The sequence below is a fragment of the Paenibacillus sp. J31R98 genome (assembly GCF_056269245.1).
This window is the reverse complement of sequence record NZ_JBWDNO010000001.1, coordinates 1,585,382-1,601,820: the sequence shown is the minus strand read 5'-3', so window position 1 is coordinate 1,601,820 and position 16,439 is coordinate 1,585,382. Positions and strand designations below refer to the sequence as shown.

General features: G+C 51.1%; 10 protein-coding genes. All 10 read left to right on the top strand.

Annotation, left to right across the window (positions count from 1 at the left end):
• Positions 1-41 precede the first annotated feature (41 nt).
• The 10 genes from AC0YNX_RS07195 (at position 42) to AC0YNX_RS07150 (ending at position 16,426) form a co-directional block, all read left to right on the top strand.
• The gene (locus AC0YNX_RS07195) at positions 42-4,475 is read left to right on the top strand and encodes a beta-galactosidase (RefSeq protein WP_475814939.1); all 4,434 of its coding nucleotides are present in this window, start codon (positions 42-44) and stop codon (positions 4,473-4,475) included.
• 93 nt (positions 4,476-4,568) lie between these two features.
• Positions 4,569-4,799: a hypothetical protein gene (locus tag AC0YNX_RS07190; RefSeq protein ID WP_475814938.1), complete on the top strand. Its 231-nt coding sequence runs from the start codon at positions 4,569-4,571 to the stop codon at positions 4,797-4,799.
• Complete coding sequence (locus AC0YNX_RS07185; RefSeq protein WP_475814937.1) at positions 4,796-6,322, top strand: sensor histidine kinase; 1,527 nt, start codon at positions 4,796-4,798, stop codon at positions 6,320-6,322. Before AC0YNX_RS07190 ends, AC0YNX_RS07185 begins: the two co-directional genes overlap by 4 nt.
• A complete protein-coding gene (locus AC0YNX_RS07180) occupies positions 6,300-7,922 on the top strand; it encodes a response regulator transcription factor (protein WP_475814936.1) in 1,623 nt (540 codons plus the stop codon). Before AC0YNX_RS07185 ends, AC0YNX_RS07180 begins: the two co-directional genes overlap by 23 nt.
• Before the next feature lie 1,164 nt (positions 7,923-9,086).
• Positions 9,087-10,040, top strand: coding sequence for an ABC transporter permease (locus tag AC0YNX_RS07175; protein ID WP_475814935.1), 954 nt, complete (start codon positions 9,087-9,089; stop codon positions 10,038-10,040).
• 26 nt (positions 10,041-10,066) lie between these two features.
• Positions 10,067-10,969 (top strand): carbohydrate ABC transporter permease, encoded by a 903-nt coding sequence (locus AC0YNX_RS07170; protein ID WP_475814934.1) that lies wholly within the window; start codon positions 10,067-10,069, stop codon positions 10,967-10,969.
• 75 nt (positions 10,970-11,044) lie between these two features.
• The gene (locus AC0YNX_RS07165; RefSeq protein ID WP_475814933.1) at positions 11,045-12,814 is read left to right on the top strand and encodes an extracellular solute-binding protein; all 1,770 of its coding nucleotides are present in this window, start codon (positions 11,045-11,047) and stop codon (positions 12,812-12,814) included.
• A gap of 86 nt (positions 12,815-12,900) precedes the next feature.
• Positions 12,901-14,190 (top strand): glycoside hydrolase family 140 protein, encoded by a 1,290-nt coding sequence (locus AC0YNX_RS07160; protein WP_475814932.1) that lies wholly within the window; start codon positions 12,901-12,903, stop codon positions 14,188-14,190.
• Positions 14,191-15,086: 896 nt separating this feature from the next.
• Positions 15,087-15,536, top strand: coding sequence for a GNAT family N-acetyltransferase (locus AC0YNX_RS07155; RefSeq protein WP_475814931.1), 450 nt, complete (start codon positions 15,087-15,089; stop codon positions 15,534-15,536).
• A 134-nt stretch (positions 15,537-15,670) separates the two neighbouring features.
• Positions 15,671-16,426 carry an SDR family NAD(P)-dependent oxidoreductase gene (locus AC0YNX_RS07150; RefSeq protein ID WP_475814930.1) on the top strand — a complete coding sequence of 252 codons (756 nt, stop codon included), beginning with the start codon at positions 15,671-15,673 and terminating at the stop codon, positions 16,424-16,426.
• Positions 16,427-16,439: the final 13 nt, after the last annotated feature.

The following is a 16,439-nucleotide window of genomic DNA, read 5'->3' as shown; positions in this document are numbered from 1 at the left end:
CGTCCCGATACGCAAACAATGAATATACGGAGGTTACGATCATGTTCAAAAGAGCATGCGCGGTTGTGCTGAGCGTCAGTCTGGCGTTCGGAACACTGTTCGTGGGGGCTGCATCAGCAGAGCCGTCAAGCACGCAGGAAGTTGTATTAAACGGCTTCGAGAATGTAAGCGATTGGGTTGCGAACAATAGCGACATTACGGTAGCAGCCGATACGGTGAACAAATCAGAAGGGACGCAAGCCGAGAACATTACATTCTCCGTTCCCGATCCGGCTGGCGGCAATGCATGGCGGGAAGTTGTTTGGGATAGATCTGCCAATTCAATGGACCTGTCAGCCGCGACAGAGCTGAAATTCGATATCCGTCCAGTTGGTGCTCAGACGGCTGGCGACCATGAACCACTGCGGTTCAAGCTGGTGGATGCTGCGGGAGGAGTTGTGTTCGAGGACGCGCTGCCCTTGCAAACCGCGAACCAGTGGAACACCTTTACGCTCGATCTTAGCGGCATTCCGGCGGCAAGCCGCTCGGCGATTACATACGTCGTCTTCTATGTGTGGAACGGAGACGGTGCAATCGGCGGCAGAACATCGCTCCAATATGAGCTCGATAACCTGCGGGTCTCGCAGCCTTCGGACTCGTTCGTCGAGAGCGTCGTGAACGGCTACGAGAACTTAAGCGAATGGGAAGGCACAGCCGCTTCGGCTGACACTGCGAACAAGACCGAAGGCGCCCAAAGCGCTGATGTCACATATGCCGTCCCAAGTCCGGCTGGCGGCAACGCATGGGTTGAATATAGAAGGAATGCCTCTGCGAATCCGCTTGACTTGTCTGCCGCTCGGCAATTGAAGTTCGACATTCGCCCTGTTGGAGCACAGACAGCGGGCGGGAACGAGCCCATACGGTTCAAGCTGGTGGATGCTGTAGGCGGCGTCATCTTCGAGGACGCATTGCCAGTGCAAACCGCGAACCAATGGAACACGTTCACGCTTGATCTGAGCAGCGTTCCTGCAGGCAATCGCTCTGCGATAACGTACATGATTTTCTACATCTGGAATGGAGATCCGTCGATTGGAGGAAGAAGCTCGCTGCGGTACGAGTTCGATAATCTACGAATAACAACGAACCAAGTCCAGCCGGTTACGGCCGATCCAGCTTCCTCGTCCGTTAGTCCTGGTTCGACCGTCAGCCTGTCGACCTCCACCGCTGGTGCGGTGATCTACTACACACTTGACGGCACTGACCCAAGAACGTCGGGAACACGGGTTGCGTACAACAATCCGATCACGATTCAAGACGCGACGACTCTGAAGACCTATGCGGAAGTTGAAGGGAAGCCGAAGAGTCCGGTAACCGTATACCAATATACGATAGGAACCGGCGTTTCAGGTGAAGAGCTCTTCTCGATTGGATCAGGCGTTGCGGATATTGGCAACGGCGCGCTTGCCGGTATTGGCAAGACGACAGCAATCGGAGCGGATGGGTTCGTGAGCGACTGGAACGGGCAGGCTCACATTGTCCTCCCGTCGGATCCGGGCAAGCAAGTGCAAATGAACGGCTGGCAAGGCGTAGAGGACACTTCAGCTGAAGCGAATGTCGCCTACGACGATGCAAACCTCTATTTGCATGTCAAAGTGAAAGACGACAAGCAGTCCGACTTCTCCGGCGACGCCATCTGGATGGGCGATAGCGTGCAGGTTGCTTTCTCGAAGGACGGAGCGGCTTACGGACCGGAATACGGATTCTCTTATGGTCAAGGAACCCCGAGCAAATTCAGCTGGAACAGCGGCAGCGCCAAGCTAGGTATCGACGCCGTCAAGTTCAAGTCAACTCGCGACGCGGCCATGAAAGAAACGACGTATGACATGGTCATCCCATGGTTAGCTGCTTTACCTGCGCTTCCAGGCGATAAAGTACCGTTTACGCTGCTTATTAACGACAATGATGGCGCGGGACGCAAAGGCTATCTCGAATGGACGCCGGGCATCGGCAACGGCAAGGATGCATCCAGCCTGGGCACGTTGTTCCTGCTTAAGGCAGCCGATACATGGGGCACTGCCATAGACGGCCCGCAAGCCGCGCTGCAGAACACGCCTTACGATTATTCGCTCGTCCTTCCGAACTTTGGAGATACGAATGCGGACTTCTCTCTATCTGTTCCGGCAGCTAATTTGACGATCGACCATTTGGTCGTTCCTGCTGGCAAAGTGCTTAAGAAAACCGTAAAGGTTACGTTCCCGTCGACAGGTAATCAAGAAGTCAAAGCTGTCGTTACCGACAATAGCAGCGGCGCTTCCAAGTCGGCTTCGATTCAGGCATCCGTGACTAGAGATGCAGCCGGTCTCACAGCAGCCTTGGATACGCTGCAAGCGAAGCTTCCTGCGCTCGAATCGCTGCTGGCGAAGAATAAAGCGAAGAAGATTCCTACGAATTACGAAACGGTCAACTACACCGTAATCAAGAATTTTATCGCTTATGGCAGAGATGACATTGCGAACGGCTATCTGACTCGCGCCGACTATGTCGTGAATGAGCTTAATCGATTGTACGACGAAGCATCGGCGAACTTGTCCGATTACTTGTTGGGCAAGAAGAAAGCGAAGGCGGTACCGCAGTACGTGACCGCGCGCTCGATCATAGACGGTTATTCATTCGTTGGCCCGACGAAAACATCGGTTTCGAACGACATCGACAAACGCCCGATCTTCTTCACCGGGTATGGTCATTTCAATCAAGCGAAAGCTGATGTGCCGCAGTTCAATGCTTACGGAGCGAACATCATCCAGATCGAGTTAGGTCCGGACGGAACGGTACTTCCTCCGGCAGCGGGAAGCAACAACGATTACAGCATCACGAAATCGGTTATCCAAAGCAGCATCATTCCAACGCTTGAGAGTGCAGCGAAGAACAACGTCGCAGTCAGCCTGCTGTTGTCGCCTCATTACTTCCCAGGCTGGGCAACCGACAAATGGCCGGATTTGAAGAACACGAACCCAGGCTTCCTGACCTATAACATCAACGCACCGAAAGCCAAAGAGCTCGTCGAAGCGTTCCTCAAGACGATCGTGCCGATGGTGAAGGATTATCCATCCTTGCACAGCATCATTATCAGTAATGAGCCGCAGTACGACACGCGGACGGATTCCTATGCCGTAGCTCCATGGCACGCGTTCCTGAAGGACAAATACAGAACAGTCAGCAAGCTGAACGCTAACTATGGCACGCAATACGCTTCGTTCGACCAAGTCGCGATGCCGTCCGCCCAAGAAGCGACTCCGCTCTATATGGACTGGACGAATTTCAACAACGCGTATTTCGCTAGCTGGCATGAATGGATGGCAGGCATCATCAAGAAGCTGGCGCCGAAAGTTCCCGTTAGCGCGAAGATTATGGCTAACCTGAACGGAGCTACCACGTATGGCGTCGATCCAGAAGACTTCGCGAAGTTTACCGATCTCAACGGTGACGACAACTGGAATTATCTCGGCAGCGGAACAGGCGGCTTCCTCCGGGAGAACCGGTACTACGATCTGCAAGGCTCGCTGAATAAAGCGCCGGTGTTCAATTCAGAGACGCATATCATCCCGGACCGCGATACGGTGTACTCACCGGCTCAAGCTCAGCATGCAGAAGCGTCGCTATGGCAATCGGCCATTCACGGCAAGAGCGCATCAGCGATCTGGGTATGGGAACGCTCGTACGATACGTCGAGCGCATTCTATGGCAGCGTGCTGGAGCGGCCGGATGTCGTGCAGACGATCGGCATGACGAGCTTGAATTTGAACAGGCTCGCGAATGAAGTGACCGCGTTCCAGAACATTAAGCCAGACGCAGCCATTCTCTACTCGCTGCCTTCGATGGTGTACAACGGAAGCTACGCGGAAACGCTCGACCGGGCTTACGAAGCGCTGACGTTCAATGGACAGAAGGCAGGGTTCGTATCCGAAGCTGGCGCTCAGAAGGGCGATCTCAACAAATATAAGCTGCTGATTGTGCCGAATGCGACGAATGTAGAAGCCGATACGCTGAAAGCGATTAAAGCTTTCGTCGCTGGTGGAGGAAAAGTGATCGTCGTTGGAGAATCTTCGTTAAGTGCAGATGAGAACGCTAAGCCGTTGAATGCTTCAATCCGAAGCTATATCCTGTCACACTCGACAACGATTGGCGTCGACGCGCTTATGCAATCGGTTCGTAGCCGGTTGTCATCGCTCGGACTCATGAAGGTCGTTCTGAAGGATGCCGATACAGGATTGCCGGCAGTCGGCGTCGAATGGCAAAGCGTGGAATACAAAGGAAAGCTGCTCATTGATATCGCGAATTACGATCCTTCCTCCGTATCGAAGAACCTTGTCATCGAAGTGAACGGCAAGCCGATCGGCGTGACGGATGAACTGATCAACGGTGGCAAAGTAGACGGGCGGCACTTCGAGGCAATGCTCGAGAAGCCTTACTTGCTAAGCCTGGATATGAAGCGATAGAAAGTTAACTCGAATATGTAATGCGGAACAGAGCAGCAGACACTGCTGCTCTGTTCCTTTTTGACTTATGATAGAGATAGGAGGCAGTGCTGAATGAAGATCAATCACAAACTCATGCTCGCGTACCTGGCAACCATTCTTCTTCCAATCTTGTTATTGACCAACTACTATTTCAACCGCACATCCGATCTCGTCATCCGGCAAATCTCTGATTCTTATCAGAAAGTCATTTCGCAAGCAAACAGCGGCATCTATTATAATTTCCGATTCATGAGAGCATCATCGACAACTTATCCGTATCTCAGGCTATACAGTTCGCCATGACGAATCAAAGCGCCAACCGGGAGAAAGGTATCTATGCGATGAACCAGCAAATCAAGGAAGCGGTGCGCTCCATTACCATCTATCAAGAAACGGACCTCAAGAGCATCGAATTCTACTCGCTCGATCAGGATGTATTCTCAGACGGGCTCTTCTTGTTTCCTGTCGATCGGTTGAGAGAGACGCTGAATTTGTCCGATATTCCAGATCACCGATTTCTCGTACTGACGAAGGAAAACAACAATTATTACTACAGCATCGTAAGGCCGATTCACAGCCTGGAACGGTTTAACTTAATCGGTTATATCAAGTTGTCTATGAGAATTCCGGCGATTACGAATTTCAGTGAAACACCGCCTACCGACGACGAGAAGGCAAGTCTGCTTATCGTGAACGGAAACGGTGAGATCATCTACAGCGCCGATCCTTCGCAGATGGGCAAGCAAGCTCCCAAGGAAGTCGTCGCGGTATCTGCAGACATTAACGAAGATGAAGGAGCTGGGATAAGCGCGAGAATTGACGGAACGCCTTACGCCGTCTGGTATGGCAAAATCCAAAACACCGACTGGACGACCTATGAGGTCGTGCCGAAAGCTGCCATCGAGAGCAAAATCAGCGAAGTGCGAAACACGTTCTATATCATTGGCTCATTAAGCCTTGCTGTCTTTACGTTAATTACGTTCTTAATCACGAGGCAGATTACGAGCGGCATCCGTCTGCTCCATAACAAAGTAACCCGTGTCGGCAAAGGATTCCTAGGCACGAGCACGAGCGGGGCGAAACGAGGCAAGAACGAGATCACTGAGCTCGACCGCAACTTCGATTCGATGATCGACAACCTGAGAAGCCTTATTCACCAGAACTATGTGGAAAAGCTGGAGAAACGCGAGATGGAGCTGAACTTTCTGCAGGCGCAGATTAATCCCCATTTCCTGTACAACACGCTAGATTCAATTAAGAACGAGATTGATATGGACGAGAAGGACAACGCAGTCCGCATGGTGCTTGCCCTGTCGAACTTGTTCCGAATCTCTGTCTCGAAGGGGCAGAACATCATTACGTGGGAAGAGGAGATAGATCACGCCCGCTATTATATGGAAATTCTGGGCATCCGCTTCGGCGAGAATTACAAGGTCACTTGGCGAGTCGACCCGGAGATGCTCCGCATGTATACGCTCAAGATCATTTTACAGCCGATTCTGGAGAATGCGATCCAGCATGGTCTGGAGGGAACGGCCGGCAATGGGGAAATCGTGGTGGAAGGCGTATTGACGGACAAAGCCATTGTCGTCTCTATCCGGGATAACGGCGTTGGCATGAGTATGGAGAAAGTGCAAAGCTTGCTCGCGGGTTCGGCGGACGGAGGGCAGGGCATCGGACTCAAGAACGTAGATAGCCGCATCAAAATGTATTTCGGCTCGGAGTTCGGGATCGAGGTCTATTCTGCGCTCGGAGATGGTACGGAAATCAAGCTGATACTACCTAAGATGGAGGAGAGAGAATATGTACCGGATTCTGATCGCTGAAGACGAACTGCCATCACGCAAATGGCTAATGAAAAAAATCGACTGGGAGGCGCTCGGCTTCGAGCTCGTAGCTGCGGTACCGAACGGAGCCGAGGCTTGGGAGATGCTGCAAGCAAGGCCGGATATTCGCGTCGTGCTGACCGATATCCGTATGCCACAGCTGGACGGGCTCGAGCTGACTAGGCGAATCCGTTCTCTTCCTCATGGCGCGGATATTGAGATCGTCATCTTGAGCGGCTTCGGCGATTTCGCTTACGCACAGGAAGCGATCCGCGGACATGTTGGCGACTATCTGCTTAAGCCCGTCTCCAAAGAGCAGGTCGAAACGGTATTCGAGAATGTCTACAAGAAGCTGGAGAACCGCACGGATGCGACAGACCGTCTACTCGTTGCTGATCAGCTGAGGCGGGAGAAGGAAGATGCGGGGAAGAAGGCATTTTACAAGAAGTGGTTGGAGAAGCAAGAGAAGCTCAGCGATTTGACGATGGATCTAAGTGAGCACGGTATAGAGATCGAAGGAGACGCTTTCGCGCTGATGCTCGTGGAAATCGATCAATTCGAACGGTTCGCGAATACCCATAATGAGTTCGATACAAGGCTTTGCCAGTTCATCGCGATGAACATATTGAAGGAGATTGCTGGCGGGTATGCCGCGCTTGATTCCGTCTTGTTTAAGGCAGGCTGCGCGCTGTTTATATTCCCAGTCCAGGAGGATACGAGTAACCGTGTATCTGAGATGACGGCGATCGGCGAAGCTTTCCAGGAAGGAATCAGTCGGTTCATGCGTCCTTTTCCCATTACCATATCCATTGGCGCCGCATTCTGCGAAACGAGGGAGCAATTGCCGGCTTGCTATGGGACTGCGGCAGAAGCGCTGCAGCTTAAGTTCTTTACAGGGTTATCTTCCTTGAATATTCAGGGGGCAGGCACGCCTCTGCGTCTTGTAACTGAGATCGCATATCCCGTTGAAACCGAGAAACAGATCTCTTCCTGCTTGAAGAGAGGCGAAACGGACAAAGGGGTTGCTCTATTCGAGCAGTTTCTGGATACAATCGCAGCTGCCGCTTCCAGCAGCGCGATACGGGTCATGACCGGTGAGATGCTCGTTCACTTGCTCAAAGCAATGAGAGATGTGAAGTCGCTGCCCGTGCCGTCAGAATTTATGTTGAAGTTTACGGAAGAGATTAAGAGCGAGGAGACGCTCACTTCTCTTCGGTTGAAGGCGGTCGAGCATTTCCGGCTCATTATGCGGACGGTCGCGCAGGACGGCAAAGAGCTGTCCACGGTCGCCAAAGGGATCGAATATATGAAGATCAAGCTGAACCGCGACATCTCGCTGCAGGAGGTGGCGGATTATGTCGGTGTGAGCGCTTCTTACTTCAGCGTGCTGTTCAAGCAAGAGAAGACCTGCAACTTCGTTGATTATTTGATTCGAATTCGCATGGAGCGAAGCCTCGAACTGCTCGAAAGCACCCATGACACCATTGCCATTATCGGAGAAGAAGTCGGCTATCAGAACTATCGTTACTTCACGAAGGTGTTTAAGGAGTACCACGGCTTCACGCCGACCCAATACCGGGAAGGCATTAAGAGTTTGTAGTTGGTTGAGAGAACACATAGGTGCTCTCAGCGTCGTAGTATAACAGACTAAGCCGTCTTGTGTGGGCGAGCGAGCTTATACATGCTCTCAGCAACGAAAATGCGCCGAAAGCTGGCTGAGAGCACACATCCGTGCTCACAGCGCCACAGTATACCAAACTAATTCATCTTCTATGGCTGAGAGAACATATGCGTGCTCGCCCGCGCGGACGGAGCCAAGGCTTGACGAGCACGGCATCCGAATATGCCGCTAATTAGTCTGTGTCGTATAGGCTGCTAATTCGGAGGACATTAATGTCCGTTAGCAATGTTTTTTCTGAGATTCAAGCTTTCACACGGTCATTAATGGCCATTAGCGGGGTAATTGTCACAGGTAACGTTGAAGTCATCCTTCTGAGGGTCATTAATGACCGTAAACAAAGTGAATCTATGTTTTTTTTGTTCTAACGGTCAAGATTGACCACTTGCTAGGTCCGATAACTCTGTGTTCCATTCTGATCAGTTCATACGATCATGGCTACAAGCTTCTCTAATATACGCCTCGTCTGTGAAGCGGATCGATTCAGGTGCAAGGCGAGTTCAGCAACGAAAATGCGTTGAAAGTTGGCTGAGAGCACACATAGGTGCTCTCAGATCGAGACTTACTAACTTACTAATGTGAGTTCCCTGCTCGATGGTATGTTATTGGGTTCAGTTACAGCTTCCTGGCTTGAAAGCGGAAAAAGCCTCTCTCGGTGAGCGAAAGCAGGGGATAGTTAGTAGGGCTGAGAGCGGGAAAAGCCGCTCTTACAGTACAAAGAGTTCAGATAGAGCCTCAATTACTGGACTGAAAGCGGAAAAAGCCTCTCTCGGCGCACGAAAGCAGGGGTTTATAGAGGTGAGAGCGGGAAAAGCCGATCTCAGATAGCGAAGAGTTCATTTTGATCTCTCGCTTCTCCCGATTTCGCAAATCGACTTCGATGCACCAGCGTGCAGAAGCTTCATCGTACAACGAGAGCCTTCGGTCCGAACCGGAGGCTCTTTCGTCTTTTATAAACCACCTTTCTAAAAAAAACGATACATGAGTCAAATTCTTTGTCACTACACGACGCACGCGATCGCGGATACAATCAAGATAAGCTTAGCTAAGGCGATATCTCATGTAAGGGTAAGGGGAGCGGGCAATATGGAAGTAACGGCGGCGATGTCGAAGGAAGCGCAGAAGAGCCGGCAGCAACGGAAGCTTCTCCGTACAATTTGGAAACACCGGATCTTTTATTTGTTCGTCATTCCGGGCGTCATATGGTTTATTGTTTTCTGTTATTTGCCTCTGTATGGTTTGACGCTCGCATTCAAAGACTTCTCGTATGCGGACGGCATCTTCGGAGGCCACTATGCAGGTCTTACGTACTTCAAGCAATTCTTCAATTACTATCTCGCAACGGACATTATCCGCAACACCGTCGTCATCAGCTTCCTTAAGCTGATTATCGGATTCCCGGCGCCGATCATCCTGGCGATTATGCTGAACGAAGTGAGAAACCATGCTTTTAAGCGCTCGTTGCAGACAATCTCTTATCTGCCTTATTTCGTCTCCTGGGTTGTCGTTGCCACGCTGCTTAATCGGCTGCTGACAACTGACGGTGGACCTGTCAACGAATTGCTTCACAAGTTCGGATTATCGCCCATTATGTTCATGGGCAATGTCAACTGGTTCTATCCGCTCATCATCGGTTCCTTCGTCTGGAAAACAATCGGCTGGAACTCCATTATTTATTTGGCAGCCATTGCAGGCATTGATCCTGAGCTGTACGAAGCGGCGAAGATCGACGGAGCGGGCCGCTTACGCCAGATGTGGCATGTCACGCTGCCAGGCATCCGGGACATCACGATTATCCTGTTCATTCTCGGCATCGGAAGCTTAATGTCAGCCGGTTACGAGCAAATGCTGCTCTTCAAGAACCCGGCGACGGAAGCAATCGGCTCGGTGCTCGACACGTACTCCATTGAGGCCGGCCTCAAGCAGGGACGACTAAGCTACGCGACGGCAGTAGGATTCTTCCAGAGCGTCATCGCGTTCATCCTCATTCTTGTCGTGAACCGCATCGGCAAGAAAGTCAGCAACGTATCGTTGTTCTAATGGCTTGACCAGAAAGGAGGGGCCGCATGCTCCGCAAACTCTCAGTTTTCTCACTCGCGAATTATGCCTTGCTGCTGCTGCTCGCTTTTTGCATGGTATATCCGTTCGTGTATATTATCGCGTATTCGCTCAACGACGGCCTCGATTCAATGAAAGGCGGAATCAGCTTCTGGCCTCGAAAGTTTACGCTTGAGAATTACATTGAAGTGTTCAAGGACCCTTCAATTATGAACGCGTACAAAATTACGATTGCCAGGACAGTCGTCGGCACGCTGACGCATCTGATCGTCACAACATTGTTCGCCTACGCGCTGTCCAAGAAAACATTGCCGGGACGGAATTTCATCTCGTTCTTCATCTTCATTCCGACGATCTTCGGAGGCGGCTTCATTCCGTACTTCATCCTGCTGCAACGGCTACATCTGTATAACAGCTTCTGGGTGTATATCATTCCGGCGCTGTACAACTTCTTCCATATCGTTATCTTGCGGACGTTTTTTCAGCAAATCCCGCCTGAATTGGAGGAATCGGCCAAAATCGACGGCTATGGCGACGTTGCGATCTTTCTGAAGATCATCCTCCCGTTGTCGGGTTCCGTAATCTCCGTCATTGCGATCTTCATGGGGGTTTCACATTGGAACGATTGGTTTACTGGCACGTTCTTCATTTCTGATAAAAACCTTGTGCCCGTTCAGACGCTGCTGCAGGAAATGTTGACTCGGTCGGAAGCGCTGCTCGATGCAGTGAAGCGAGCGTCTCAATTTGGTGGAAACACGATGACTCCGGCAGGCACGCAAGCTGTTCGAATAACGCCGGAATCTCTGCGGATGGCGGTGCTGGCTATCGCGACCGTACCGATTCTACTCATTTACCCGTTCTTCCAGAAGCATTTTGTCAAAGGCGCACTGCTTGGCTCCGTGAAAGGATAATCCCTGAGCGCTCAGGTTTTATCATAGAAAAGATTACATCTACTAATCTCAAATCATTGACTGGGGGAAATCAGAGTGAAGGAGCTTCTCGGCTGGAAAAAAGGCTTGTCCGTACTCGCTGTCGCAAGTTTGACAGTACTCACAATCGCAGGCTGCTCGAATTCAGGTTCAAATTCGAATACAGAGGGCGGCAACTCGGCTGCATCAACGAATAATTCGAAGTCGAACGCGACGTCAACAGCTGCAAACAACGCTAACTCTGCAAATGGGGAAGCGACGAACGAACCGCTCAAGCAAGTGAAGCTGTCACTGCTCACGAACTGGAACGGCTGGAACAGTGCCCCGCCTGACGAAGAGAACAATCCGATCGCCAAGGTGATTCGGGAAAAAACAGGCGTCACGCTGGACATCGTTCCGGTGAACCAGAACGAAGTCGAGAAGATCAATACGATGTTCGCAACACAAGATTTGCCTGACATCTATATCGGTGCTCCTTGGGTTGGCGGAGCGGAGATGGAAGCGTTCTATAAAGCGGGGAACGAAGGTCAGCTGACAGACCTGACTCCATACCTGGACAAATTCCCGAACATTACGAAATATATGGCGAAGGACAAAGTGCCGGCAGGCTTCTACAACCGTTATATCGATCCTTCCAACTTCGGAGGCAAGTCTTACTTCTTGATTTCGACTCCGATGACGCCGCAGGACAGCACAGATTGGCTCTACAGCTCGTACATCCGGAAAGATATCGCGCAAAAAGCAGGCATCGATCCGCAATCCATCCATACGCCGGATGAATACTACGACATGCTGAAGAAAATCAAGGCGCTTGGCCTCAAGGAGAACGGCAAGGACATCATCCCGGCAGGCGGCTTCCATGGCGGCTGGGCAGTTGATTACATGGCTAACCGATTCTTCATGGATACCGGCGACGGCGGCTGGATGACAGACAAAGACGGCAATGTGAAATACGGATTCATGACGCAGAACCAAACCGATGAAGTGCTCTATATGCGCAAGCTGATCTCCGAGGGCCTCATTGATCCGGAAGCATTCCTTCAATCTGAAGCGATTGCCAACGAGAAAGTGTCGCAAGGCAGATACGCCGTATTGACCGCTCACTTCAATTCGATCTATGACGCAACGCGCACGTTCGTCAAGGATCATCCGGACGCAGAGTTCGTGCCAGTCGGTCCGTTCAACGATCGTGACGGCAATCCGAACCGAGTTGTCTTCAACCAAAGCACATCGAACGTTATTGCGTTCCCGAAAGGCAACAAAGATATTGAAGCATCGCTTCGCCTGATCGATTACCTGTATTCCGACGAGGGCAACTTGCTCGTGAAATACGGTATTGAAGGTCAAACGTACACCATGAAAGATGGCAAGCCGGTTGCGATTCCGGACGTGCTGAAGAAGAAGCAGGAAGACCCGAATTATGCGCTTAGCCAAGGACTCGATGCAGGCTACAACGCACTGACTGGTCCAGACCGTACCTTCTCGTTGTTCGGCGGTCCTCTCGGTCATGAAGCAGATCCGAAGAGCAAGCTGCAAGAAGAGTATACGAAGATTCTTCGTCCGCAAGGCGTACAGATGGTGACAACCATTGATCCAGGCAGCGTTGTTCGCACAGATCCAAAATGGGAATCGAACTTCAAGCCGATCGTTGATAATCAACAAAGCGTCATTCAACAGGCGTACTATGCGAAGTCGGATGCAGAAGCGATCAAGATCCTCGATCAAGTGAGATCGCAGCTGGAGAAAGCAGGCATTCACGACATCGAGAAAATGCTGACAGACAAGAACAAAGAAACACCGATGACCTTCTACATTACAGGTAACTAATTTAAACGTAAGACGCGGGCAGGTTCGGTCGTCATCACGACATGAACGGCTCGCGTCTTTCTTTAGGAGAGAGGATGAAACTGACCATGCAAGCGTTACGAGTCAGCTCGAATAAGCGCCATCTTGTCTTGGAGGATGGCAAGCCGTTCTTCTGGATTGGCGATACGGCGTGGAACATTCTCCAGCTAGGACGGGAGGATGCTGATTACTATCTTCGAACGAGAGCAGAACAAGGCTTTAACGTGATTCTGTGCGTCATCTTGGTTGAGGATCTTGATAAGGGGAATGTCTATGGCCAACGCCCGCTAAGACGGAACGAGCAAGGTCAATACGATCCATCATTACCCGAGCTAGCAGAAGAGGGTGAATACGGCTACTGGGACCATGTTGATTACATGGTCGACAAAGCCGCTGAGTATGGGCTTTACGTCGGATTACTGCCGGCGTGGGGTGATAAATTCAACCACTTGTGGGGATTAGGACCGGAAATCCTGAATCCGGACAACGCGGCTGTATACGGCGAGTGGCTAGGCAACAGGTACAAATCGCACTCGAATATCATCTGGGTGCTTGGCGGTGACCGAACGGTATCGAACCGCAGACATTATGCCGTTATCCATAACATGGCGGAAGCGCTGAGACGGGAAAGTGGCGGTACTCAATTAATAACGTTCCACCCGAACGGGGAATATTCATCGTCGCTCTATTGGCATGAAGAGGATTGGCTTGACTTCAATATGCTGCAATCCAGCCATTATCGGCTTCATCATCCGAATGACGAAATGATCGAGCGCGATTATGCTCGCATGCCGGCAAAGCCAGTCCTCGACGCCGAGCCTTGTTACGAGGATCACCCGATTTCCTTCAAGCCGGAGAACGGCTGGTTCGACGACAAAGACGTTCGTCATGCTGCCTATTGGGCTTTGTTCGCAGGCGCGTTCGGCCACACGTATGGACATCACAGCGTCTGGTCGTTCACAGAGGAGCCAACCGACTATTTCATCATGTCATGGAGGGACGCACTCGGCAGACCTGGGGCGCTGCAGATGGCACATGTCAAGGCGTTGGTGTCTTCACGGCCGATGTTGGACCGTGTCCCGGATCAAGAGCTGCTCGCGGCGAATCCGCCAGGAGCAGGGCGACAACGCGCATGCCGCGGCGTGAATTACGCCTATATCTATACGCCGAACGGGCTTCCGATCGTTTGCCGGATGGGGCTAATCTCTGGTCGAACCGTCGAAGCGAGCTGGTTCGATCCACGTACAGGCGAGACCATTCCCGCTGGCTCGTTCGCGAACGAAGGGGAGCAACGATTCGTTCCGCCTTCATGTGGGCGTAGGGACGACTGGGTACTGATACTGGATGGCGCGGAGTAGGTTGGTTGATGCGGATATCGGCTACATCTGAGTCTGAGAGCTCGGATATTCGCTCTCAGACACAGAATATCGGTTAGTTAGTTAAACTTCGGAGCTGAGAGCACATATTTGTGCTCTCAGCGGGCTTTCGGCGCAGTTTGGAGGCTGAGAGCACGTATGTGTTCTCTCAGAGTCAGAATATCGGTTAGTTAGTTAAACTTCGGAGCTGAGAGCACATATTTGTGCTCTCAGCGAACTTTTGGCGTATTTTGGATGTTGAGAGCACGTATGTGTTCTCTCACTTTCGCCTCACTGGTGCTAAGCGATCGTACTCGATCTCCAAGTAACTAAAACCCACTACCCACGCTCACTCCTCTGCTGAGAGAGGTTTAATCCTCTCTCAGCACCTGTTTTCGCTATTTTCGTTCACCGAGAGCGGGTTTTTCCTCTCTCGGAGCAGAAAGTCAGAGTGAAGAGCGGTTTTCTCCTCCCGAGAGAGGTTTAATCCTCTCTCTCAGCACCTGGTTTCGCTATTTTCGCACACCGAGAGCGGGTTTTTCCTCTCTCGGCGCAGAAAATCAGAGCGCGGAGCAGTTTTCTCCTCCCGAGAGAGGTTTAATCCTCTCTCAGCACCTGTTTTCGCTATTCTCGCTCACCGAGAGCGGGTTTTTCCTCTCTCGGAGCAGAAAGTCAGAGCGCGGAGCAGTTTTCTCCTCCAGAGAGCGGGTTTTTCCTCTATCAGCACCTGTTTTCGCTATTTCGCTCACCGAGAGCGGGTAATTCCTCTCTACACCCTAGCAGTCGCAGTGTTGCGACTGCTTCTTTGTGCTTCACCGCCGCTCTACGGTAATGATTGACAGACTTCAGACCAATGATTAGCATTTTTAATATCAATCATCGAAGGGGAGCGGATTGAAATGGAAATTGCCATTATTGATTATGACCCTACTTATGCATTACAAACGGTTCAGATGTGGAGAGATAGCAAGGAACAAGCGCTCGGGAAGAGCGAGATTCATCCAATCGAGGATCATCTCTATTTTCTAAACCATATCGTGGTCAAAGATAACAAGGTGTATCTTGCTATTGATTCTGCAGGTGAGAAGGTTGTAGGCATCTTAGCTTGTAACGAGAACTGGGTTAACCAATTGTATATTCATATCGGCTATCAGGGGCAAGGGATTGGGAAGAAGCTGCTAAACCTCGCCAAGGAACAGTCAGCAGGAACTCTGTTCTTATATACTTTCGATGTCAATAAGAAGGCTCAGCAATTCTATGAACGGAACGGCTTTAGAATCATAGGCAGAGGTTTTGAGAACGAAGGGCAGCTGGATGATATTAAATACGAGTGGAACAAAACCGAATAGTTAGAATAATTTTATGATTCGACCAATTTCGACAGACTTTTCACTTTTAAAGGATCATATTGGACATGAACAAGGAAGCGCTTTCCCAAAAGACTTTATGACTATGAGGTTGTGGAAGGAGTGTACGCTGTATCATGTTTACTTTGGAAGGTAAAACGGCGCTGATCACTGGAGGCACGCAAGGGCTAGGTCTTGAATTTGCCCGTGCGCTTGCGCATGCCGGTGCACAGGTTGTCGTTACAAGCCGGGATCTCGGTAAAGCTGAGCAAGCTGCAGCCGTGTTGACCGAAGAAACGGGCAATAGAGCGGCAGGCGTGGCGCTTGATGTGCTTGATTACACACAGATCGAACGAGCAGTCGGCGAAGTCATCGAGAAGTTCGGGCGAATTGATATCTTGATTAATAATGCTGGCGTGAACGTGCGCAAGCCGATCCTGGAATACGATGAGGCGAGCTGGGATCTCGTGCAAGGGACGAATTTGAAAGCGCCATTCTTGTGTGCTAAAGCTGTCGTTCCGCATATGATCAACCAGAAATTCGGCCGCATCATTAACATCGCTTCAATGCTCGGAACAGTCGGTTTGGCCGAAAGGTCTGCATACTGCTCCAGCAAAGGCGGTCTCATACAACTGACGAAAGTGATGGCGCTGGAATGGGCGGAGCATAACATTACGGCGAATGCGGTTTGCCCGGGACCTTTTGCCACGGAGCTTAATCAGGTCGTCATCAACAATCCTGAAGCCAATCAATTCTTTATGAATCATCTGGCGATCAAACGCTGGGGCAAACCGGAGGAACTGGCGAGTTTATTAGTTTACCTCGCTTCTGACGTATCGAGCTTTATGACTGGATCGTCCATCGTCATAGACGGCGGATGGACAGCAGAATAAGGAGGAGTACGAG

What these genes read in the sequence shown, in the direction of transcription:
- AC0YNX_RS07195 (WP_475814939.1), top strand. Translation starts at nt 42, where the DNA reads ATGTTCAAAAGAGCATGCGCGGTTGTGCTGAGCGTCAGTCTGGCGTTC.
- AC0YNX_RS07190 (WP_475814938.1), top strand. Translation starts at nt 4,569, where the DNA reads ATGAAGATCAATCACAAACTCATGCTCGCGTACCTGGCAACCATTCTT.
- AC0YNX_RS07185 (WP_475814937.1), top strand. Translation starts at nt 4,796, where the DNA reads ATGACGAATCAAAGCGCCAACCGGGAGAAAGGTATCTATGCGATGAAC.
- AC0YNX_RS07180 (WP_475814936.1), top strand. Translation starts at nt 6,300, where the DNA reads ATGTACCGGATTCTGATCGCTGAAGACGAACTGCCATCACGCAAATGG.
- AC0YNX_RS07175 (WP_475814935.1), top strand. Translation starts at nt 9,087, where the DNA reads ATGGAAGTAACGGCGGCGATGTCGAAGGAAGCGCAGAAGAGCCGGCAG.
- AC0YNX_RS07170 (WP_475814934.1), top strand. Translation starts at nt 10,067, where the DNA reads ATGCTCCGCAAACTCTCAGTTTTCTCACTCGCGAATTATGCCTTGCTG.
- AC0YNX_RS07160 (WP_475814932.1), top strand. Translation starts at nt 12,901, where the DNA reads ATGCAAGCGTTACGAGTCAGCTCGAATAAGCGCCATCTTGTCTTGGAG.
- AC0YNX_RS07155 (WP_475814931.1), top strand. Translation starts at nt 15,087, where the DNA reads ATGGAAATTGCCATTATTGATTATGACCCTACTTATGCATTACAAACG.
- AC0YNX_RS07150 (WP_475814930.1), top strand. Translation starts at nt 15,671, where the DNA reads ATGTTTACTTTGGAAGGTAAAACGGCGCTGATCACTGGAGGCACGCAA.